Source organism: Pedobacter gandavensis (assembly GCF_032678745.1).
Taxonomy (GTDB): Bacteria; Bacteroidota; Bacteroidia; order Sphingobacteriales; family Sphingobacteriaceae; genus Pedobacter; species Pedobacter gandavensis_C.
This window is the reverse complement of record NZ_JAVTST010000007.1, coordinates 91,108-113,902: the sequence shown is the minus strand read 5'-3', so window position 1 is coordinate 113,902 and position 22,795 is coordinate 91,108. Positions and strand designations below refer to the sequence as shown.

22 protein-coding genes are annotated in these 22,795 nt (G+C 39.8%); 8 read left to right on the top strand and 14 right to left on the bottom strand.

Annotated elements, in window-relative coordinates; genetic code table 11:
• The first annotated feature begins 19 nt into the window (after window positions 1–19).
• Together R2S10_RS19885 and R2S10_RS19880 are read left to right on the top strand one after the other, a co-directional pair.
• Entirely contained in the window at window positions 20–907 is an 888-nt protein-coding gene (locus tag R2S10_RS19885) for a DUF3078 domain-containing protein (RefSeq protein ID WP_316842165.1), read from the top strand.
• Window position 908: 1 nt separating this feature from the next.
• A complete protein-coding gene (locus R2S10_RS19880; RefSeq protein ID WP_316842164.1) occupies window positions 909–1,238 on the top strand; it encodes a multidrug efflux SMR transporter in 330 nt (109 codons plus the stop codon).
• A gap of 56 nt (window positions 1,239–1,294) precedes the next feature.
• Here the strand turns inward: R2S10_RS19880 and R2S10_RS19875 are convergent, their stop codons facing one another.
• The gene (locus R2S10_RS19875; protein WP_316842163.1) at window positions 1,295–2,191 is read right to left on the bottom strand and encodes a LysR family transcriptional regulator; all 897 of its coding nucleotides are present in this window, start codon (window positions 2,189–2,191) and stop codon (window positions 1,295–1,297) included.
• Window positions 2,192–2,385: 194 nt separating this feature from the next.
• On the opposite strand from R2S10_RS19875, the gene R2S10_RS19870 reads away from it, so the two are divergent.
• The 3 genes from R2S10_RS19870 to R2S10_RS19860 all read left to right on the top strand — a co-directional run bounded on the left by R2S10_RS19870 (window position 2,386) and on the right by R2S10_RS19860 (window position 4,344).
• Window positions 2,386–3,006, top strand: a complete 621-nt coding sequence (locus R2S10_RS19870) for an NAD(P)H-dependent oxidoreductase (protein WP_316842162.1) — start codon at window positions 2,386–2,388, stop codon at window positions 3,004–3,006.
• 128 nt (window positions 3,007–3,134) lie between these two features.
• On the top strand, window positions 3,135–4,025 hold the full coding sequence (locus tag R2S10_RS19865; protein ID WP_316842161.1) for a pirin family protein: 891 nt from the start codon (window positions 3,135–3,137) through the stop codon (window positions 4,023–4,025).
• Between the two features lie 37 nt (window positions 4,026–4,062).
• Window positions 4,063–4,344, top strand: coding sequence for a GNAT family N-acetyltransferase (locus R2S10_RS19860; RefSeq protein WP_316842160.1), 282 nt, complete (start codon window positions 4,063–4,065; stop codon window positions 4,342–4,344).
• Between the two features lie 138 nt (window positions 4,345–4,482).
• Here R2S10_RS19860 and R2S10_RS19855 read toward each other — a convergent pair whose 3' ends face one another.
• The 7 genes from R2S10_RS19855 to R2S10_RS19825 form a co-directional block, all read right to left on the bottom strand.
• Window positions 4,483–5,763, bottom strand: coding sequence for an acetyl-CoA hydrolase/transferase family protein (locus tag R2S10_RS19855; RefSeq protein WP_316842159.1), 1,281 nt, complete (start codon window positions 5,761–5,763; stop codon window positions 4,483–4,485).
• A gap of 144 nt (window positions 5,764–5,907) precedes the next feature.
• Window positions 5,908–6,801: a sterol desaturase family protein gene (locus tag R2S10_RS19850; RefSeq protein ID WP_316842158.1), complete on the bottom strand. Its 894-nt coding sequence runs from the start codon at window positions 6,799–6,801 to the stop codon at window positions 5,908–5,910.
• A 1-nt stretch (window position 6,802) separates the two neighbouring features.
• Entirely contained in the window at window positions 6,803–7,597 is a 795-nt protein-coding gene (locus R2S10_RS19845; protein WP_316842157.1) for a DUF4249 domain-containing protein, read from the bottom strand.
• 22 nt (window positions 7,598–7,619) lie between these two features.
• Complete coding sequence (locus tag R2S10_RS19840) at window positions 7,620–10,265, bottom strand: TonB-dependent receptor (protein WP_316842156.1); 2,646 nt, start codon at window positions 10,263–10,265, stop codon at window positions 7,620–7,622.
• Between the two features lie 107 nt (window positions 10,266–10,372).
• On the bottom strand, window positions 10,373–11,410 hold the full coding sequence (locus R2S10_RS19835) for a FecR family protein (RefSeq protein WP_316842155.1): 1,038 nt from the start codon (window positions 11,408–11,410) through the stop codon (window positions 10,373–10,375).
• Window positions 11,411–11,445: 35 nt separating this feature from the next.
• Window positions 11,446–12,054, bottom strand: a complete 609-nt coding sequence (locus R2S10_RS19830; protein ID WP_316842154.1) for an RNA polymerase sigma-70 factor — start codon at window positions 12,052–12,054, stop codon at window positions 11,446–11,448.
• A 65-nt stretch (window positions 12,055–12,119) separates the two neighbouring features.
• Window positions 12,120–13,250 carry a metallophosphoesterase family protein gene (locus R2S10_RS19825; protein ID WP_316842153.1) on the bottom strand — a complete coding sequence of 377 codons (1,131 nt, stop codon included), beginning with the start codon at window positions 13,248–13,250 and terminating at the stop codon, window positions 12,120–12,122.
• Between the two features lie 267 nt (window positions 13,251–13,517).
• On the opposite strand from R2S10_RS19825, the gene R2S10_RS19820 reads away from it, so the two are divergent.
• Together R2S10_RS19820 and R2S10_RS19815 are read left to right on the top strand one after the other, a co-directional pair.
• On the top strand, window positions 13,518–13,976 hold the full coding sequence (locus R2S10_RS19820) for a GyrI-like domain-containing protein (RefSeq protein ID WP_316842152.1): 459 nt from the start codon (window positions 13,518–13,520) through the stop codon (window positions 13,974–13,976).
• Window positions 13,977–14,043: 67 nt separating this feature from the next.
• Window positions 14,044–16,086: a M13 family metallopeptidase gene (locus R2S10_RS19815; protein WP_316842151.1), complete on the top strand. Its 2,043-nt coding sequence runs from the start codon at window positions 14,044–14,046 to the stop codon at window positions 16,084–16,086.
• A gap of 82 nt (window positions 16,087–16,168) precedes the next feature.
• Here R2S10_RS19815 and R2S10_RS19810 read toward each other — a convergent pair whose 3' ends face one another.
• The 4 genes from R2S10_RS19810 to recJ all read right to left on the bottom strand — a co-directional run bounded on the left by R2S10_RS19810 (window position 16,169) and on the right by recJ (window position 20,677).
• Entirely contained in the window at window positions 16,169–16,597 is a 429-nt protein-coding gene (locus R2S10_RS19810; protein ID WP_316842150.1) for a CBS domain-containing protein, read from the bottom strand.
• 71 nt (window positions 16,598–16,668) lie between these two features.
• Window positions 16,669–18,183, bottom strand: a complete 1,515-nt coding sequence (locus R2S10_RS19805) for a GH3 auxin-responsive promoter family protein (protein WP_316842149.1) — start codon at window positions 18,181–18,183, stop codon at window positions 16,669–16,671.
• A gap of 18 nt (window positions 18,184–18,201) precedes the next feature.
• The gene (lptB, locus tag R2S10_RS19800) at window positions 18,202–18,936 is read right to left on the bottom strand and encodes an LPS export ABC transporter ATP-binding protein (protein WP_316842148.1); all 735 of its coding nucleotides are present in this window, start codon (window positions 18,934–18,936) and stop codon (window positions 18,202–18,204) included.
• 40 nt (window positions 18,937–18,976) lie between these two features.
• Window positions 18,977–20,677: a single-stranded-DNA-specific exonuclease RecJ gene (gene recJ / locus R2S10_RS19795; RefSeq protein ID WP_316842147.1), complete on the bottom strand. Its 1,701-nt coding sequence runs from the start codon at window positions 20,675–20,677 to the stop codon at window positions 18,977–18,979.
• Window positions 20,678–20,855: 178 nt separating this feature from the next.
• On the opposite strand from recJ, the gene R2S10_RS19790 reads away from it, so the two are divergent.
• Complete coding sequence (locus tag R2S10_RS19790) at window positions 20,856–21,620, top strand: MBL fold metallo-hydrolase (RefSeq protein ID WP_316842146.1); 765 nt, start codon at window positions 20,856–20,858, stop codon at window positions 21,618–21,620.
• On the opposite strand, the gene R2S10_RS19785 is transcribed toward R2S10_RS19790, so the two are convergent.
• Both R2S10_RS19785 and R2S10_RS19780 read right to left on the bottom strand, forming a co-directional pair.
• Entirely contained in the window at window positions 21,607–22,023 is a 417-nt protein-coding gene (locus R2S10_RS19785) for a response regulator (RefSeq protein ID WP_316842145.1), read from the bottom strand. The two genes, R2S10_RS19790 and R2S10_RS19785, sit on opposite strands and share 14 nt — an antisense overlap.
• Window positions 22,024–22,168: 145 nt before the next feature.
• Window positions 22,169–22,759, bottom strand: coding sequence for a YceI family protein (locus tag R2S10_RS19780; protein ID WP_316842144.1), 591 nt, complete (start codon window positions 22,757–22,759; stop codon window positions 22,169–22,171).
• Window positions 22,760–22,795: the final 36 nt, after the last annotated feature.

The following is a 22,795-nucleotide window of genomic DNA, read 5'->3' as shown; positions in this document are numbered from 1 at the left end:
ACACCTTAAATCTACATCTATGAAAAGATTGTTACTATTATTCGTCATTTCGGGTTTCTGTTTGTTTGGTTATAGTCAGGAGTCTGCTACTTTGGACACCGCTAAAAGGTGGACTATCCATGGAGAAAATACTTTTTTAATTAGCCAGAGTTCTTTTTCGAATTGGGCTGGCGGAGGTGTGAATGCCTTCGCGGGGAATTTGTTGTTTAACTACGATTTTAATTATAAAAAGGACAAACTGAGCTGGGACAATAAAGTCATTTTAGGTTATGGTTTAAGTAAACAGCAGGATATTGGCGTTCGTAAAAATGATGACAAGGTGATCTTGAATAGTTTAGTAGGTTATAAAGCTGCAAAATATTGGATGTATACCTTTTATGCCAACTTTCAAACACAGTTTGCGAATGGTTATACCTATCCCTCTGGTGGAAGAAAGTTGATTTCTGCTGCTTTTGCACCCGCATATCTGACTTTTGGACCTGGCTTTGCTTATAAGCGTTCCGATAATTTCAGGATTAATATCTCTCCGGCTGCCGCGAGAATTGTCATGGTAACGAATAAAGAGCTGTCTGATGCAGGCGCCTATGGGGTAGATCCTGGAAAGAAAAGTGATTTCCAATTCGGAGCTTCATTAGATGCTTATTATAAAATAAACCTGATGGAGAACATTGGTTTTGAGAATATTTTGAAATTATATGCTAATTATCTTGATAATCCGCAAAATGTATATACAGATTATACGGCCAACCTATTTATGAAAGTCAATAAATTTGTGTCTGTAAATGCGGGAGCGCAATTTATTTATGATGATAAGACTAAAATCGCCCGTAACGACGGATCTGGGACATCGCGTTCAGTGTTGCAAATAAAACAGATCTTTGGGGCAGGTTTAACTTATAAATTTTAAAATGAAGTTCCTTTTTCTATTCATTGCAATAATTGCTGAAGTCATCGCTACAAGTGCCTTGAAGGCCTCTGAGCAGTTTTCTAAACCCATTCCTTCCGTTATTGTAGTGGTAGGCTATGTGGTTGCTTTTTACTTTCTGAGTTTAACCTTAAAGACCATCCCTGTGGGGATTGCTTATGCACTTTGGTCGGGTGTGGGCATTGTTCTGGTTTCCGGAGTTGGCTATTTTGTATATAATCAGACACTGGATTTACCGGCATTATTGGGTATTGGATTGATCATTATAGGTGTGATTGTGATCAATGTTTTTTCAAAAACAGCAGCACATTAATCTTTTGAATATAGCAAAGAGCTGATCTATCCGGAGATCAGCTCTTTTTTTTGCTATCAGGCCATCTCTTTCATAAATATCTCTTCAATAATTTTGATCTCTTCGGCATAAATGGTCTTTTTTCTGGTAGAGAAATAAAGTGTGTTTTCAATTACATCATTTCCTTCCCAAATCACTTTCATTTGACCACTTTCTATCTCTTTTCTACATAAAAAGTCGGGAATAATGGCAACACCGTTTTGTCCGCTGATACAACGCACTATAGAGCTTAGATTCGGCACAATGTAGTTAGGCTTGAAGTCTGGGCGCTTATTGAAGTTGAGGTGCCAGAAACGCCTTAAATGCTCCATATCCGCAGTGGTTCCATACCAGGTTTGTTGTTTCAGCCATTGATGTACCTCAGCCATCTCTCCATTTTTTAGGAGTTCATCAAATTTGCTTGTATCAGTCTGGTTTCCGCCGACCAATACGATCTTCTCTTTTGAAAATGGCAGGTAATTGATATTATTGGAATCTCCTTTTTGTGGAGTGATGATTAAGTCGAGGATGCCATTATCCAGATCGCTTAGCATTTCCGGATAATCACCAAATTTGATGATCACATTAAATGGAAGGCCGGGTAAGTAGGATTCAAGAGTAAACTGAAATGTTTCAAAGCACATCCCGATGCTAATAGTTGGAGTATCCTTTTCTGTACTCTTATGAAAATGATGTTCTGCAGTTTCTAATTTGATGATGGCATCTAGGATATAGTTGTATAGAACTTTTCCCCGTTCGGTAGAAACCATCCTCCTGGAAGTTCTATCGAACAGTTTATAGCCTACGTAGGCCTCCAATGAGTTGAGGTGTAAACTCACCCCTGGCTGGGAAATGTATAAGACCTCAGCAGCACCGGTTAGTGTACCTGTTTCATAAATTGCTTTAAATGTTCTGAACCATTCTAAATTTACCATTTGCTTATGTATTATAATTATGATACAAAGATATGATTTAAGTTATTTTAATTATAGTGAAAAGCTGCTTAATTTTGTGACATTGAAAGGCTGAGCTTAGTCATGATTCAGATTACAAGTTATTTAAGTTGAATTGTGGATTGAGAGGGTAAACAAAACGCTGAGGATGTTAATCAGCTTAAAAAAGATAAGAAATGAAAATATTTGTAATAAATGGTGGACAAACCTTTGGTCATTCTGGTGGTCGTTTTAATGCAACAATTGCTGCTGAAACGATTAGTTTTTTTCAGAATCAACATGGTTTTGAAGTAAAAACAACAAATGTGAATGAGGAATATGACCCTTTGGAAGAAGTAGAAAAATACAACTGGGCGGATGTGGTGATTTACCATACTCCAATATGGTGGTTTCAGGTACCTCATGGATTAAAAAAATATATTGATGTGGTTTTTACCGCCGGACATAACAGGGGCATATACAAAAGTGATGGTCGTTCTGCGGAAAATCCAAAGATTAATTACGGGACAGGTGGACTATTGGGAGGGAAGAAATATATGTTAACCACTTCCTGGAATGCACCAAAAGAAGCTTTTACGCTTCCTGGAGAGTTTTTCAATGAAAGGTCTGTAGATGATGGGCCATTGTTTGGATTTCATCGCATGAACGCGTTTACAGGAATGACACCAATACCTGGTATTCACTTCCATGATGTAGAGAAGAACGCTGATCTGGAAACGGATCTTAAAAGATATGCTGCACATTTATCCGAACGTTTTATTCCAGAGTTGGCAATCATACAATTGCAAGAAAACTAACGATTTGGTTACTAAGAAAGGCGCCATTCCATAAGGGAATGGCGCCTTTCTTAGTTATAGGTTAAAATCTAATTAATTCTTTATTTGGCCCTCTTTTAATGGTAACTTAGAATAAAAGATAATTCCTTATGTCGAATATTAAACTGATTATTGAAGAACGAGCAAGTAATATTGGCAATTTTATGGTCGGCAGACTATTGCCATTTCGAGAAAAAAGAATGGTAGGTCCATTTGCTTTTATCGATCATATGGGGCCTATTTGTTTGAGTGACCATGAAAATCTTGATGTTCCTCCGCACCCACACATCGGTCTTTCTACCCTTACTTACCTTTTTGAAGGGAGCATTATGCACAAAGACAGTCTGGGTAATGAAGTTGAAATCCAACCCGGACAAGTCAACTGGATGACCGCAGGGAAAGGAATTGTGCATTCTGAGCGAACGCCTGCTTATTTGCGTGATTCTGATAAAATGCTTCATGGTTTGCAGATTTGGGTGGCTTTGCCGAAAGAATTGGAAACCATGAAACCGGAGTTTTTCCATTTGGAAGCAAGTGATATTCCTACCTGGGAAAGCGATGATATTTCTTATAAACTTATTGCCGGTACTGCCTTTGGAAAGGAATCTCCTGTGCCTGTTTATTCTCCGCTTTATTTCTTAGAACTGAAGTCAAAGGAGCGTAAAACGGTTAAAATTGGAGCCGATTTATTCGGTGAAAGCGGCTTATATATTTTAGAAGGCGCGATTGAAAGTGAAGGTCATACTTACGAGCCGAAACAATTGTTGGTGGCTAAGGATAGTAAATTATGTGAATTTGTGATGCAGGAAAATACCACAGTCTACATTTTTGGTGGGATGGCTTTTCCTGAAGAACGTTTTATCTATTGGAATTTTGTTGCCACCTCTAAAGATATTCTCGAGCAGGCTAAAAATAAATGGCTGGAGCAGTCTTTTGAACGAGTACCTGGCGAAACTGATTTTGTACCCTTGCCGGAACAGGGTCGGAGCATAAAGAATTAAAAGGTTATTCATACCGTGTACCTACAAATTTATTCTTATGAAAATTGAACATCTCAATGAAAATAAAGGTGGCTATTTTAAAGCTGTAGATGAGGATAAGATAGCTGCAATGATGAATTATGCCTGGGCTGGCCCGGCAAAAATTGTCATAGAGCATACAGAGGTGAAACCGGATTATTCCGGACAGGGTTTAGGAAAGGTTTTGGTTTTAGCCGCTGTTGATTATGCCAGGGCTCGGAAAGTAAAAATCCTTCCATTATGTCCATTCGCTAAAAGTATATTTAATAAGGATGAGACACTAAATGATGTCCTTTTCTGAGAAAAAGAGGCTCAGATTTGTTACTGGTAACCTCTATTAATTTGCGCTTTGGATAAGCCATTAAAACGATAATAGTTCAAATTCTTCTAAAAAAACAGCTAATGTTATGTGTTTTTTAGAAGAATTTGAATTGCTGATTTAGTGATTAAACCGGTCGTGGAAAGCGCGGTCCAATTCCTCTCTATGCATGGGGTGTGCAAGGCTGATCAATGCTTTTGCCCTTTGTTTTAAGCTCATTCCAAATAGGTTTACTTTTCCATATTCGGTAACAATCCAATGAACATGGCCTCTTGTGGTAACTACACCAGCACCTTGCTTTAAGAAAGGAACGATTCTGGAGATTCCTTTTGAAGTAACTGAAGGTAGGGCGATAATTGGCTTTCCGCCTTCAGAAAGTGAAGCACCATGGATGAAATCCATTTGTCCGCCAATCCCTGAATACTGATAAGTTCCCATTGAGTCAGCACAGATCTGTCCGGTTAAATCCAGCTCAATAGCAGAGTTTATGGCGGTTACTTTAGGGTTTTTTCGAATGATGGAAGTATCATTTGCATAGGAAATGTCCATGACACGAATAATGGGGTTATCATTCACAAAATCATATAATTTTCGGGTGCCAATCATAAAAGAAGTGATAGACTTCCCGCGGTTTATTTTCTTAAGGCTATTGTTGATTACTCCACTTTGTATTAATGGAATTACCCCATCGGAAAGCATTTCCGTATGTAATCCCAGGTTTTTATGCCCGGTTAAGTTTTTCAATACCTGATCAGGAATACCGCCAATACCGAGTTGCAAGGTTGCTCCATCTTCCACTAAAGATGCAATGTGGGCACCAATAGTGATGGTCGCTTCACTGGTTTTTGCAGAATAATCTACTTCTGGTAATTCCTGCTCAAAATGAACGAGTGCATCTATCTCGCGGATATGAATAAAACCATCACCATGTGTTCTTGGCATTCTTGGATTTACCTGTGCGATGATGTGTTTTGCCGTATCTACTGCTGCTCTGGCGATATCTACGGAGGTTCCCAAGGAACAATAACCATGAGTATCTGGTTCCGATACCTGGATTAAGGCTACATCAATAGGCAAAAATCTTTCTTTAAATAGTTTAGGGATCTGACTCAGGAAGATCGGAATATAATCACCATTCATACTGTTTGCTACCGCTCGGGTATTTGCGGACACAAATAAGGAATTGAAGAAAAAACTTTCTCTATAAGGAGATTGGTTAAAATCAACGTCCCCAAGCGTTGTAATACTTGTAATCTCGACATTTTTAAGTTCGGAATGTCTTTTCTGTAAGGTTTTAATCAGGTGAACCGGTGTGGCTGCGCTGCCGTGAATAAATACGCGGTCACCTGATTTAATGATCTGTAGGGCTTGTTCTGCGGTACTGTAGTTGGGGGTGTTCATAGGGTTTAATCAGCTTTAAGAGAAATTTAGAATCAATTCTTTACCTAACAAAAAGATAAGGATTTTGTGTGCTAAATCTCCTGACAAATCGCCATAAAGCTGGTGATGAAAATCATTGAAATACCTGATTTTCATCAGAAAGGCTCAGGGTTGATCCATAAGCTCTTTCTGAAGTGTTTTTGAAGTTTTACTCGTTCCATCATGGCTCCATCCTGGTGGATTAAACAAATACTTCAGTTTGTTTTTCCATCCGGGCGCCTTTTTAACATCATTTGATAGGGCAAACAGCTCATGAAAGATGATGTTTACTGCACCATGGTCTTCAGGTTGTGAGGTTAATCCATAATGAATTTCTTCTTCGGGGATTTCTTCCTGAAAAGTACCGAACCATCGATCCCATAAAATCAGTACCATTCCCATGTTTTTATCCAGGTAACGGACATTACTGGCATGGTGAACCCGGTGGTGAGAGGGGGTCACAAAGATATATTCAATCCATGGGTGTAATTTTCCTATGGTTTGTGTGTGTACGAGATTTCCATAAATCTGGGTAATCAGATAGGCAAAAAGAATGTCAAAGGCATTGAAGCCCATAAAAGCCAATGGTAAATAGAAAAATACGCGATATAAAGGCTCAAATACTGTAGACCTAAAACCGGTGGTCAGGTTGAAAAACTCTGAAGAATGGTGGGTCACATGCATGGCCCAGAATAGACGCACATAGTGTCCGGTGGTATGCAGCAACCAATACAAAAGGTCTTGTGCCAGGATCAATACGATCCAATATACCCAGACATTAGAGATTTCAAAAAGACGATAATGTCCGTAACAGTAGTCGAGAATGAAGAAGGTAGCTGTTTTCATGGTCAGGTTTACTACAAAAGCAGCAACCATTAGGTAAACATTCGTTAAAGTATCACGCCCATGATACATTTTTCTATCATGGGCGTAACTAAAGTACATTTCTATTAAGGTAAGGATTACAACAAATCCAAAGAGAGTAACAATGCTCAGGTTTTTGTCTAATAACTCATTCATTTTACGGGATCACTAATGTTCTTTTTTCTGTGGTTTGCGCACTAAAAAAGCCAAGAGCGCCACCTGTTAAATTACTCAGAGGATTGGCCGGCGCAGCTCCGTTATCGGAACCTTCCGCACCAGATAGACTGAATAAGTAAAGGTAAACAGAAGCGTCAATACTGTGCATTTCCAAACCCAATTTATCGCCTTTTTTAAAGTTCCTTGACAAATCATCGGTTTTATTCTCAAAAATTATAGGCGTGTTTACTTCCTGACCTGGAGTGAATTGGTCGTTCATCAGGCTGAAGTTTCTTTGCCTTTTACCATTGACAAACAGCTCAAACCAATAAAAGTTTGTCTGATTTGCAGGGTCTTTATATTTCACATAGGTGATGGTCCTCAGGGTATCAAAATCTTTCGGCTTCATATAAAAATCTTCAAATGGGACAGGCTGTGGCATGGTGCTGGAAGCACTGAAAATTTCTCCTTCAACGGCAACAGTCAGGTGATAAGTTTGACCTGGAACACCAACCAAAGTAGGGAGTTTATATACCCCAGGACTAGTTTCAGGAAGCGCGTAAACACTACCGTTGTTTTCAATTTTGACAACTCCACCACTTAAGCCACTAAATGGATTACTGTCTTTAAAGTTTCTGGTTTTACTAAGTAGGACGGTACAGCTGCCGGGTTCATTAGTTAGGGTCCCCTCAATTACATATTTCACTTCATTATCCTTGTACTTTAAATCGATCACCTTTTCGCAGGAGCCAAATAATAGGGGAATTAATAACAATAAGTAGGTTATATTTTTCATGTGGATTGTTCTTGTAAGGATTTTAAAATTTGAAATCATAAGAGATGGAAGGGACAAACCTAAACAGGCTGGTCATGACCGCTTCTGTTACATTTGGTTCATTTTCATTTTCTCGGAAGCCGATTCTATACGCATTTGATCGACCGTAAGCATTGTACAAGCTAAAGCTCAGTTCTGAAGAGAAGTTCTTTCTCTTTTTCAGGATATGTGTAGCGCCAAGATCCAGACGGTGGTAGGCTGGCATACGATCAGCATTTCTCTGTGAGTAATAAAAATAGCTTTCACCAAGTAAGGTATACTTCCCATTAGGAAAAGTGACCGCATTACCGGTTGCAAACACCCAGTTCGCTGATAAAGACCATTTTTTATTGAGTTCATACAGGGCCACAATTGAAATGTCGTGTGTACGGTCCTGACGGGTATTGTACCATTGATTATTGTTGATGCCATCTACCTGTCTTTCTGATTTGGAAAGTGTGTAGGCCAACCAACCTGTGAACTTACCTGTTTTCTTTTTCAGTAGCCATTCTATTCCGTAGGCTCGTCCTTTGCCATAAAGCAATTGCGTTTCTATCGGCTTATTCGTATAAATATCCGCGCCATTGCGATAGTCGATTTGGTTTTTCAAGTCTTTGTAATAAGTTTCTATGGTGAGTTCATAACGATCTCCTGCTAAGTTCTTGTAATAGCCAAGGGATACCTGATCGCTGAGTTCTGGTTTAATAATATTGGTGCTAGCCGTCCAGCGGTCGATCGGAGAAGCGGAGTTGGAATTAGAGATCAGGTGCAAATTCTGCGCATTACGGACATAAGAAGCCTTAATTGCCGCCGACTCAGAAAGCTGTACGGATGCTGCAATTCTTGGTTCCAGGTTGACATAGGTTTTCACCACCTCTCCTCTCTTATAATTGGTTTCACCAATTACCTGTCCTGCATCATTTAATTGATAATAGGTCCCTTTTCCAAGGATACTAAAGGCCGATAAACGGAGTCCATAGGTTAGGCTTAAACCTTCAGATACTTTCCAGGTATTGCTCGCATAAATGGCATTATCCAGAGAGAATCGGTTTTCCAGATCCTGGGAAACCATGCCTGAATTGCCTTCTGCCCTTACTTCTCCTGGCTTGATGGTATGGAAAATGGAGTTTAGTCCAAAGCTAAGCGTGTTTTTATCGTTGATATACCATTGCAGGTCTTCTTTAAAATTCCAATCTCTGATCTGAGAGAATAAAGAGAGCGAGCTTTCCTCCTCATTAGAGGTAATTTTATAATTGTAATTGCTGAAAATCAGAGAAGTATTGGAGAATAACTTATCGCTAAACAGGTGATTCCAGCGGAGGGTAGCGGTGGCATTCCCCCAGTTGATTCCAGCTAGTTTATCTGCTGATAAGACATCTCTACCAAAATACCCGGAGATAAAAAGTCGGTCTTTCTCGCCTAGAATATAATTGGCTTTGGCATTTACATCGTAAAAATACAGGCTACTGTTCTTAATCGCCGAATCACTAGATAACTTTAGGAAGGCATCAAGATAGGTTCGGCGGGCAGAAATCAGGAAGGATGACTTTTCTTTTTGTATCGGCCCTTCTACATTTAAGCGGGCGGCAATCATGCCTACACCACCACTAACGCCGAATTTCTGAAGATTTCCATCGTTCATCTTTACATCCATCACAGAAGAAAGACCTCCACCATATTGTGCAGGCATTCCGCTTTTATAAAGCGTTACGTTTTTGATGGCATCTGAGTTGAAAGTAGAAAAGAAGCCAAGAAGGTGGGAAGCACCATATACCGGTGCTTCATCTAACAAGATCATATTTTGATCTGCACTTCCTCCACGTACGAAAAAGCCACCAGAACCTTCTCCCGATGATTTTACACCTGGCAGCAGTTGTAAAGTTTTGATCACGTCACGTTCGCCAAGTACCATTGGAATGTTCTTTGTTTCCTTCAGATTAACGCGTTCCATACCCATCTGCGGGTTTTCGATATTCCTTCTCGCCGTAGTGGAGGTAATGTTAACTGTTTCCAGTTCATTTGCATCTTCTTCCAAAGCGAGGTTCAAGCGGGTTGGGCTGTTTAGGTCTACAGACTTGATCAGGCTGCGGAATCCAATCGCGGAAACTTCTATCTGTTGCGGACCTTTTGGAAGGTTAATGGTGTAAAAACCATACTCGTTACTAATGGTCGCTAATTTAGTACCAACCACTCTTAGGGTTGCTGCGATTAGTGTTTCTCCTGTTTTAGAGGAAGAGATCGTACCACTTAAACTGTACCTGTCTGCGCTCTTTGCCGGATTTGCCGCCGGGTCGGCCAGCAGCTTTTTTACTTTAGTGGCATCATATTGCACATGAATTTCCTGATCAAGTGCTTTGAATTTGAAGGGATGACCGGAAAGCGCCATATTCAACACCTCATTTATGGTTTTGTTTTTAGCATCGACAGTAACTTTTACGGCGCTATTCGCTACCTGCTCATTATAAGTGAATTTTACCTGACTCAGTTTACTGATTTTATCCAATGCCCTTTTCAGGGATTCTTCTTTAAGGTTGATGGTTAACCGTTTGTCTAAAGGGGTCTGCGCATGCGTATTTAGCTGCATCAGAAGTATAAATAGCAACATTAAGGCAATTACTGCCAGGAACCTTTTAGGTCCGTATTTTTTCATAACTTTATATTAAATATTGATTTTATCTGCCCTTAAGTTCTCAAGGCTCGGGCATTTTTAAATTGATTAGGTACTTGTCCGGCATTCTTTCAATAGAAACCGGACATTTATTTTGTAATTACATACTGCCCTCCATCTTCTTTCCAGTTGGTTTCCATGACCGTACATAGTTTTTGCAGGTTTTGTGCCAATGGGCTATTCATATTCAAATGACCATAAAAACGGTGTTTTTGCAGTTCGGGAGAGAGCTTGATCTTCACCTGATATTGCATTTCTAAATCTTCAATTACTTCCGATAGCGGAGTTCCCTTATAATCAAAAAGGCCTAAACGTCTATCCAGGAAATCTTTGGCATCGGGGAAATTGATCGTGCTGATGGTTTGTTTGTTTTTGTTGACGGAGACGCGTTGATTGGCCGTGATCATCGCTTCAGTAGTTTTTCCAGCAGCATCAAATGATACCGCAACTTTTCCACTGAGTAGGGTGACATTAACATCCTCCTCACTTGGATATGCGGATAAACTGAAACTTGTGCCTAAAACTCGTGTGCTTACCTTTCCTGTTTTGATGATAAAAGGATGGCTGGCATCATGGGCAACCTCAAAGAAGGCTTCCCCATCCAGGTTCACCAAACGCTGATTTCCTTTAAAGGTAGCGGGATAAGTTAATTTACTATGTGGACTCAGCCATATTTTAGTCCCGTCAGAAAGTTGAAATTGCCTGCGACTGTTGCTAACGCTTGCGATTTCCAGATTTGGCCTGGTTTCAATAGCGCTCCATAATTCGGTCCGATAAAAGTAAATGCCACAGAAAATCAGGAGCATGGCCGCAATTGCTGAAATGTATCTGAACATCGGATATGATTTCTGAAGAGGTACTTCCAGAAGCTCGATATTTGGAACAGCAGTATGTGAGTTTGCGTGAGCAGCGGTTTGCTGTTGCTGTACTTGTGGAAGAAAGTAAGGTAACAGACCCGTCTCAGGCGACATTGGGGTTTGATCCCAAGTGGCCGATAACAGTTGAACGAGGTTTTCCTCCTCTTTTCCTTTATTGATAAGTATAAAGAAACGATTCAACTCTTCCGTCGTACAGCGGTTGTTCAAATACAGTTGATAAAGATGGGCTAATTCTTGTTTTTCTTCCATGACTACTTACTATACAACTGTAAGCGCAGGTAGGACTAGTTGGAATGAAAATAATTTGAAGAAGCCAGGATAAAACAGATGACCCCACCATTTTTGCGGACATATTCCCGGACAAATTTGCTGGCTTCCACCATATGGTTTTTTACCGTATTCTTAGAGATACTTAGTTTTATAGCGATCTCTTCATGGCTAAGTTCTTCGGAACGCACCAGCTGATAAATTAGTTTTTTTTGCGCAGGAAGCTGTGCGATCGCCTCCTCATAAACCTTTCGCAGTTCTTTTTCGAGCAATTGATCTTCGGCCCGGCTGCTGTTAACCGAAATGTGCTGGAATACTTCTTCTTGTAAAGCCTTTTCCCGGGCAACCTTTTTCAGGTGATTCAACACATGATTTAACGTAATTTTCTTAATGTACCCTTGAAAAGAGAAATCCGTATTGATTTGTTCCCGTTTTTGCCAGAGTCTGATGAATACTTCTTGTACAATCTCTTCCGCAGTATCTGAGGATTTGCTGAGCTGATAAGCGTAGTTGTAGACCTTATTGCGGTACAAGTTGTAGATTTTTACAAATGCAAGCTCATCTCCCTCTTTCAAGTTCAGGAGTAGTTCCTTGTCTTCCAGTTGCTCCAATCTTTGTTTCTCCATGAATATCCTGCTCAATGTTATAAAAAATAAACAAGAAAACAGAAGGGGGAACCGACAATTACAAGCTACCTGCCAGTCAGATCAACACTAAATTCATCAAATAATCGGGCTTCCTGATCGTTATTTTCATGGTTTGCCCCAGAAATGGTATAATATGCTCCTTTGATAGTAAAATTAAAAGGTGTTTTTTCAATGGCAATTTTAAGGAAGCCATGCCTGTTGTCGCAATAGTTTTCCAACACCACCTGGTCGAATAATTCGTTTTCCGTATGGTAGCCTGGTTCTTCAGGATCTGCCAAGGTATGGAGTTCATCGAAACCACCTGCTCCTGCAACAATAAAAGGAAGGGTTTTGCCGTCCGGGTAGTGTTTGGTGAAACGTTGGTAATTGTGTACGTGGCCACTGAAAATCAAGTCTGGTTTTACGCCCGCAGCAGCAAATGAAGCTTCCAGGAATTCTGCCATGGGCATGCTGGAACCATGATTTACATCTGCCGAATATGGCGCATGGTGCATACATACAATGATTGCTTTTTCTGAACTGTGCTTTGCGGCATGTTTCAATTCTTTGATAAACCAGTCCTGTTGTTCTTTTTTAATGCAACCAAATTTGGGCACATTGGTATGAAGACCAATAATAGTGGCCAGCGGACTTTCCATGGTCCAATATACATTGGGTTGCACCTGACTTTTTCTTTTGATTCCTGATCCAAAATGCAAAGTTGCAGGGCAGGTATTACAAAATGCGGTATAGAAAGCTTCTAGAGGCTCATAGTGTTCCGTAGAATTGGGATTAACATCCGTATCATGGTTTCCGGCAATTGCATAAATAGGGCCAGGGTAACTTTCATAGGGTTTCAGAAACTGATCTTCATATTGACCGGCTTCGCCATAATGATAAACAAGGTCTCCTAAATGATATAAAAACGAAGGGCGTTCTTCCGGACAGGCGGCTTGTAAATACTGCAGTGCCATCTGACTGGCGATTTGTTTTTGTAAATCAGGTTGTTTAAATCCGCCGGTATCACCCACCATGTGGAAAACCATCGCTTGTGGTCTAGAATTGCCGGATTTTGGCTCCAGATTTAAGCGGTAAGGATAACTTCCTGTTGGGGATGGCAATGGCTGGAAAGTATGACTGTCATCTACCTGATCTTTTTTTAATACTGCTTTATAAAGAATCTTTGTGCTGATCATCGTCCTGTGGTTTTGATTTACTATGAAGTTATGGGCTTCATGTTAAGAGAGCATTAAGGATTAAATATTTAACGTAAATTTAAAGGAGAGATCATATCAGGGCGAAGAAACACGTTAGAAAGCCATATCCAAAACTTGGGAGAGGTAGGATCATTGAAAGGATTTTTCTGATATTTTGCAATTAGTTTAGAAAAAATAATTGGCACTGACATAAGGCTGTCACCAGCCCCTTTAAATTTGCAGTATAAATCATTAGAAAATTATAAAATGGAAAACGTAACTCTAGCTCCCTTTTTTGTAGTGGGCATCTCGGTAAGAACCAGTAATGACCCAGGTAAGGCAATCATTGATATCCCGGAATTATGGGCAAGGTTCAGTACTGAAAATATCGCAGCAAAGCTTGATCATAAACTTGGCGATGAGGTATATTGCATTTATACAGATTACGAAGGAGACTATACGCAACCTTACACCACTGTGATTGGATTTACTGTTCAAAATCTTGACCAGATTCCTGAAGGAATGCGCGGAGTAGCTATTGAGGCTGGGCCTTATGAAAAGTATGCGCTAAAGGGAAATATGAACGAAGGGTTAGTTTATAATGCCTGGTTAGATATCTGGAAATCAGGAGCATCCCGTACTTATACAACTGATTTCGAAGTTTATGGCGAGAAAGCTCAAAATCCGGAAGCAGCGGAAGTCGATATCTTTATCGCAGTGCGCTAATTTTATCGGGCTAACCACCGATTCCATATCTTTTGTTAAATTTGATATATACCTATATTATTTTTTTATGATAAATATCAAAAAATCGATTGGAATCCAGGTGGTTGCAGGATCTATGCTGCTATTGTCTGCTTGTAGTAACTCCGATAAAAACCCGGAGTTGCACTCAGGAATATTCCTTAAAAACATGGATACTACCGTTGCTCCAGGAAATGATTTCATGGAGTACGTGAATGGAACCTGGATTAAAAACACCAAGATTCCTGCGGATAAATCTTCTTATGGTGCCGGTGCAATCGTGAACGATAAAGCGCAGGAAGATGTGAAGGCAATCATTGAAAATGCAGCTAAAGAAAAATCTTCGGAAGGATCTGATCAGCAAAAGATAGGTGATTTTTATGATGCCTATATGAACATGAAAGTTCGTGACTCCATTGGTTTAGCGCCAATACAGTCAGAATTTCAAAAAATCGATGGTATTGCTTCCAACAAAGACCTCGCTGCTTACTTTGCTTATGCGAACAAAATTGGAAATTATATTCCTTTCAGCGTAGGTATCATTGAAGATTTTAAAGATCCTAAAAAATACATGTTATACACCTGGCAAGGTGGTCTAGGTTTACCAGAGAGAGAATATTACCTGCTTCAGGATGCCAAATCAAAAGAAATTCGTACCAAATACGTTGCGCACATTGAAAAGATGTTAACGCTTGCAGGTGTTGCGGATGGAAAAGCAAAAGCGGCTCAAATTATGGGTTTGGAGAGCTTATTGGCCTCTAAGCACATGAAAAAGGAGGAAACCAGAAACATGGCTGGCCTTTACAATAAATACGCAATTAAAGATTTGGGGAAATTGACTCCTGATTTCGATTGGACAACTTTATTAATAGAAGCGGGTGTTAAAAACCAGGATAGCTTGGTGATTACGCAAGTTGCTTATACCAAAGACTTAAATGCGATTTTCAAAAGTACTCCTATGGATACCTGGAAAACGTATTTGAAATGGAGTGCTTTAACAGGAGCAGGTTCAGCATTGACCACTGCAATTGACGAAGAAAATTTTAATTTCTATGCTAAAACACTATATGGTGTAAAAGAGCAGAAACCAAGATGGCGCAGAGCGGTAGATGTTGTGAACAATAGTCTGGGCGAAATGGTGGGCAAATTATATGTTGAAAAACATTTCCCACCTGCGGCAAAAGAACGTATGCTGAAACTAGTGGATAACTTGCTAAAATCGTATGAAGCCAGTATTAAAGAACTGGATTGGATGAGTCCAGAGACTAAAAAGCAAGCTTTGGTGAAAATCAGTAAATTCACTCCAAAAATCGGATATCCTGATAAATGGAGAGATTATTCTTCTTTAAAAGTGGTTAAACATGACCTTTATGGTAATGAGAAACGTGCTGCTGAATTTGAATACAACCGCAACCTGAATAAATTAGGCAAGCCGGTGGATCGTTCAGAATGGGGTATGACTCCTCAAACGGTAAACGCTTATTACAACCCAACGCTGAATGAAATTGTGTTTCCTGCAGCAATCCTACAACCTCCATTCTTTGATATGAACGCAGAAGATGCCGTAAATTATGGCGGTATTGGTGCCGTGATTGGTCATGAGGTAGGGCATGGTTTCGACGATCAGGGTAGTACATTTGACGGTGATGGTGTGATGCGCAACTGGTGGACTCCAAAAGACAATGAGGAATTCAAAAAAAGAACTCAGGCACTGATTGCACAATACAGTGCATTTAAAGTATTCCCGGATTTAAATGTAAATGGTGCATTTACTTTAGGAGAGAATATCGGCGACCTTGGTGGTTTAAGCATTGCATTGCGAGCTTATAAAGCCAGTTTAAATGGTAAACCAGCGCCAGTAATGGATGGTTTCAGTGGAGAGCAAAGGGTGTTTATCGGATGGGGCCAAGTATGGTTGAACAAATCAAATGATGAATCGCTGAGAAATCAGATAGGTACAGATCCACATTCTCCTGCTCAGTTCAGAGTAAATGGAGTGGTGAGAAATATCGCAGACTGGTACACAGCATTTAAGGTTACGCCAAAAGATTCTTTATATCTGGCGCCAGAGAAACGTGTTAAAATCTGGTAATTTAAAAGAGTAAAAATATAAGCAAAGAAGCCGGTTCTGTGTAAACAGAACCGGCTTTTATATTAAAATCAGGCTTTAAAATTTAGCTACTGATGTAACTCTCAAGTTGAGAAATGGTTTGTTTTTGATCTTCAATAATAAATTTCACGACGTCACCGATAGAGACCATTCCAACAAGCTCTCCATCCTGAATGACCGGTAAATGGCGGATGTGCTTATCTGTCATGGTTTGCATGCAGTGGTCAAGGCTATCTCCCAGTGCTACGGTTATTGGCGTGGCCGTCATTACTTCATTCATTGGGGTATCTACAGAGGTTTTTCCCTGGAGAATGATCTTTCTGGCATAATCCCTTTCCGTAAAAATCCCTAATAATTTACGGTCCTCCATAATGAGCAGCGCGCTGATGTTCTTCTCCATCATGACTTGCAGTCCGTTCAGTACCGAAACATCGGCAGAAACAGAAAAAATTTCAGATGATTTAGTGCTGAGTAATTGTTTTACGGTTTTCATAACACATTAATAATTAGCTAATTAAATTTAATGAAATAAAAGCTAATTTCCAATAAGACGAACCGAAATATTTATTTAATCATCATGGGCAAAATTTCTTCCACATAGGTACGCTCATTTGCCAATCGGGGAACTTTATGCTGCCCGCCTAATTTCCCTTTAGATTTTAACCAGTTGTAAAAAGTGTTGTAAGGTGCATTGTGGACCTTCGGACGGCGTAAAGCCATGTCTTTAAAACGCTTCGCATCGTAGTCAGAATTTACTTCTCTTAAGGTTGCATCCAAAATATCTACAAACTTTTCAAAATTATTGGGTTGTTGATCAAATTCTATGATCCATTCATGGCCTCCAACCTCTTCTCCTTTGAAATAAATAGGGCAGGCGGTATAATCCTTGAACACGGCACCAGTTTCCGTACAGGCCTTACAAATCGCTTGTTCTGCGTTGTCGATGATCACCTCTTCTCCAAAAGCATTGATGAAATGCTTGGTACGTCCGGTAATTTTAATGCGGTAAGGCGATAGGCTGGTAAATTGTACGGTATCGCCAATCATGTATCGCCAAAGGCCTCCATTTGTGGAGATGATGATGGCGTAATTTTTATGGAGTTGAACCTGATCTAATGATAAGGTGTCGGGATTTTCAGTGTCCAGCAATTCGATCGGTAAAAACTCATAGTAAATACCATAATCCAGCATTAAGAGCAGTTCATCAGAATTGACTTCATCCTGAATCCCAAAAAAGCCTTCCGAAGCATTATAAGTTTCCAGATAATACATCTGATTACTAGGAATCAATTCTTTGAATTGTTCTCTATAAGGTTTAAAATTTACGGCACCATGGATATACAGTTCAAGATTAGGCCATACTTCCAGCAGGTTTTTTTTGCCGGTAATTTCCAGTACCTTTTTAGCCAGAACAATAGTCCAGGTAGGCACACCTGCGATATTCGTTACATTTTCTTTGATGGTTGCTTCTGCCATCTTTTCCATTTTCTCCTCATAGTTGTCCATCAGGGCAATGGAAATATTCGGGGTCCGGTAATATTCGGCCCACATCGGCAGGTTTTTAATCAGTACAGCGGATAAATCTCCATAAAAGGAATCTTCATTGAGCTGATTGATCTGGTGACTACCACCTAACACCAATCCTTTTCCAGTTAAGATCTGGTTGTCGGGCCGGTTGTTGCAAAAGATAGAAAGCAAGTCTTTTCCGCCTTTAAAATGGCATTCCTGTAAAGATTCTTCCGATACGGGAATGAATTTACTCCGGTCGCTGGTAGTACCGGAAGACTTGGCAAACCACTTAATTTCTGTAGGCCAGAGGATATTTTGCTCGCCTTTGAGCATCCTTTCTATATATGGTTTTAGGGTTTCATAACTTTGTATGGGTACCCTTTGCTTAAACTGCCTTGGAGAGAGAATAGAACGGTATTCATATTTTGTCCCCCATTCTGTATCAGCGGCACTGGAAATCAGTTTCTGAAACCATTCCTCCTGAACATCATGTGGGTATTTAATGAAAAGCTCAATCTGATGGACGCGCTTTTTCATATACCAGGTAAAGATCGAATTTACTATAGCCATCTGTTTCGGAATAAAAGGTTATAATTTTTTAGTACGAAGCACGAAGTTTGAGCCTAGATATACGCGCCTTACCATTTCATTGGCAGCGAGTACTTCTGGTGTTCCGGATTCTAATATTTTACCTTCAAATAGTAAGTAAGCCCTATCGGTGATGGAAAGCGTTTCCTGCACGTTATGGTCGGTAATTAAGATACCTATGTTTTTCTGTTTTAGTTTATGAACGATTCCTTGAATCTCTTCCACGGCGATGGGATCGACCCCTGCAAATGGCTCATCGAGTAGGATAAAGTTAGGATTTGCGGCCAATGCCCTGGCGATTTCCGTTCTACGACGCTCTCCACCGGAAAGTAAATCGCCACGGTTTTTACGCACTTTATGTAAGCTGAATTCATTGATCAGTTCTTCCAGTTTTTCATGGCGCTCTTCTTTATTCATTTTGGTCATCTCCAGGATGGCCATGATGTTGTCTTCTACAGACAATTTTCTGAATACTGAGGCTTCCTGAGCCAGATAACCAATTCCTTTCTGCGCTCTTTTGTACATAGCATCAGAAGTAATGTCTTCATCATCTAAAAAAATAGTGCCTTCATTTGGTTTGATCAAACCTACAATCATATAGAATGAGGTGGTTTTTCCCGCTCCGTTAGGCCCAAGTAAACCCACAATTTCTCCCTGGCTTACAGAGAATGAAACGTCATTTACAACGGTTCTCTGTTTGTACTTTTTGATTAGATTCTCAGCTCTTAATATCATTTATATCTTAATCTCCCTGTTTAATTGGTACGAATGATCGCTAATTAATTTTTATTCCTTTGATGTTCAACTGCAAACGCCTTTGATCTCTCCAAATGTTTTCTTCAATAGTATAACAAATGGAAAAAGATTTGTTGGGCTGTAAAAGGGCTTCAAACTCTGCTAACCCAAATCCAATGCTTTCAAAAATAACTGAATTTTGTTGTTTTATATTTAATTTTAAATGTTTTGTGGCAACAACTTGTGCTTTCCCCACCAAACTTAGTCCGTGACTCACAAAAACTGGCGCATGGTTATGTGGTCCGAAAGGGGCCATTTGCGAAATAATCCGTTGAAATTTACCGTCAATCTGTGAAAATTGAAGTTCAGTATCAATCTTGATTTTCGGACATAACATATCCTCAGTAATGGTAGAAGAGACAATCTCTTCAAATCTATCGGTAAAAGCGTCGATATTTTCCGGCTTCATGGTTAGACCTGCTGCAAATTTATGACCGCCAAATTGTACCATTAAATCCTGACAGCCCAAGAGTGCCTCATAAAGGTCGAAACCTGGTACAGACCTTGCTGATCCGGTCAATAAACCATTTGACAAAGTAAGAACGATGGTAGGGCGGAAATATTTCTCCGTTAATCGGGAAGCGACAATCCCAATTACCCCTTTGTTCCAGCTTTCATGGTAAACAACGGTTGTTTTTTTGTTGATTAAAATGTCACAGTCGGCAATCAATGCGAGCGCCTCAGCAGTAATGGTATGGTCGGTGGTTTTGCGATCTGTATTTTGTAAGTTGATAAACTCGCTCTGTTCCAGCGCCAGGTCATCCTCCCTACAAAGCAACATTTTTACCGCCTGATTGGCATGGTCCATTCTGCCGGCGGCATTAATTCTTGGCGCCAGAGAGAATACCACATCAGTTAGCGTATAATCTTTGTTTTTTCCGGAGATTTTCATCAGGGCTTTTAAGCCCATAGAAGGGTTGGTATTCAGTTTAATCAGCCCATGATAGGCCATTATCCTGTTTTCATCTTCAATAGGAACGATATCTGCTCCAATGCTCACCATCACCAAATCCAGGTATTGTTCGTATCCTGCTGCGGGTAATTGATGTTGGATACTATAGGCCTGAGCCAGTTTAAAGCCAATGCCACAGCCGGCAAGTTCTTTAAAAGGGTAGCTGCAATCTGAGCGTTTCGGATCGAGAACGGCTACAGCTGCCGGTAATTCATCACCTGGAAGGTGGTGATCGCAAATGATAAAATCTATAGCCAGACTATTGGCATAAGCAATTTTATCTAGGGATTTAATTCCGCAATCCAGGGCGATAATCAGGGTGATTCCTTGAGTTTTCGCATAATCAATACCTTGTGTAGAGATGCCGTAGCCTTCCTTATGACGATCGGGAATGTAATATTCAATATTTTCAGTAAACTGGCTAAAGAAACTGTAGGTCAATGCTACAGAAGTAGTACCATCTACATCATAATCGCCATAGACCATGATTTTTTCCTGTTTACTTAGGGCGAGGTCAATTCTGCCAATGGCTTTATCCATGTCTTTCATTAGGAAAGGATCATGCAATTTGGCCATATCCGGACGGAAATAATCTTTTGCTTCATCAAAAGAAGCAATCCCTCTTTGTACGAGGACTTCCGCTAAACTTTGATCTATATTTAATTGTTGTGCAAGCGAGTCTATGGTTTCAAAATCCTCATTTACTGCCTGCACCCATATTTTTTCCATTACTGTCTCTTGTGTTTTTTTTCGAATTATCGATGATTTGCAGCGAACATTTCTGAAATGTCCTGGTCCCCTGAGCGGTTTTGACGCTGGTATGAACCGGATTTCAGCCAGGTTCCCTATCTTTGCAATGAATCGTAAATATATCATTTAATTATTTCTTCTTAAAATAACTACGCCATTGCAAGTTTTCACTTTGTTCGAAGGAACCTATTCTGTAGATGCCACTAAAAAGTTTCTGCCATTTAATCCTGCTGTAGATCAGCCAAAAGACCGTCCGGCTTCTCTGTTTATCAATGTACAGCCATTTTTAGTACAAATGGAAGATCAGTTGATTTTGTTGGATACAGGATTGGGTTATAGTAATGAAGATGGGAAATTGATCTTGCATGAAAACATAAAAAAAGCTGGTTTTAATCCGGAAGATGTGACCATGGTATTGATGTCTCATTTACATTTCGACCATTCCGGGGGAATGATTCACCAGGTAGGGGAGAAAGTTGAATTGAGTTTTCCAAATGCAGTTTATGTAATCCAACGTGGGGAATGGGAGGCTGCATTTACGAATGCTTCTTCATCTTATCACACTGATATTTTTGAATTCTTACAACGAAATGCACAACTGGTGTTTATTGAAGGATCGGGGCAGCTGACTTCAGAGATCAGTTACGAATTAACCGGTGCGCATACCCCATTTCATCAAACCTTTTTATTGGATGACGGAACTGATAAAGTGTTTTTTGGGGGAGATGTTTTGCCTGAACCGGAAGAATTGCTAAGAAAGTTCATTGCCAAATATGACTTTGATGGCAGAAAAGCAATGGAACTTAGGGAAGTTTTCGGTCAGAAAGCAGCGGCAGAAAACTGGAACTGTTTATTTTACCATGGCAAATCCAGGGCTACAGGCTTTGTATCTTTAACGGATGGGCAGTTTAGGATTCAGTAAACTGCTGTTCTACGATTTTAAATAGCTCCGACAGGCGTTCAATAGAAAGTGGTTTAGAAATAAACCCTTTCACACTTTGATAGGTTTTTGCCTTTTCTATGTCATTCTCATAAACAGAAGAGGAGAGCATATACATGTCTATCTTTTTATCAATGTTCAACTGTCCGTAGGCATCCAGGAATTCCCATCCATTCAGAACAGGCATATTGATGTCAATCAGGACCAATTGAGGCAAAGACTCCTGCAAAGAAAGCGTCATGGTGATATAATCAATCGCCATTTGCCCGTTTGTTTTGGCTACCATTTCCACATTGTACCCCGTCTTTTCTACTATTTTTTTTATAATGAAGATGTTAATGTCGTCATCATCAATAACAAGTAGTTTAATTTTTGAGGTCATCATAAATTTCAAAGGGTAACTGTGAAAATTGTTGTGTGTAATATATAAAGTTATGAAATATGTAGCTATGGTAGAAGTGGTATCTGTTATGTTACAAAAAAAAGGCCACTATACGATAATGGCCTTTTTTTTTATGAAATAAATAGAATTATTTTTTCGCAACCAGTTTAACGGAAAGCTCAAATTCGTCATTGATCATCTTGTTTCCGATTTCTGGGAAGATGCTGCTCGACTTGTATTTGATGTCGTACTTAGTTCTGTCAACAATAATTTTTGCAGCAGTAGCAGTTACAGTACCGTCTGCATTCCATGCTAAAGTAGCAGGGAAACTGATAGGTTTTGTAATGCCTTTGATGGTTAAATCACCTGTTACAGTTGCCGTAGCACCATTTCCTGATACACTCTTAATTACAAAAGTTGAAGTAGGAAATTTGTCGGCACCAAAGAAATCATCAGCTTTCAGGTGTTTTTCTAAGTTGGCACTATTGTCGGCATCTTTGATGCTGTTCATGTCCATCACGAAGTTACCACCAGCTAATTTCTTTCCATTGAAAGTTAATGCGCCAGACTGTAAATTAATTGTGCCATTATGGCCGCCTGTGAATTTTTTTCCGATCCAGGTAATCGTCGATTTTGCAGCGTCCACTTTATAGGTGTCTGCTTTAAAAACCGGAGCAATAAATGCCGAAGTAGTCATCACTACCAGCAATAATGCTAATGAGGTCAATTTTAGTTTCATATCCTTGTTTAATGATTTAAGTATAGGCCCGTTAAG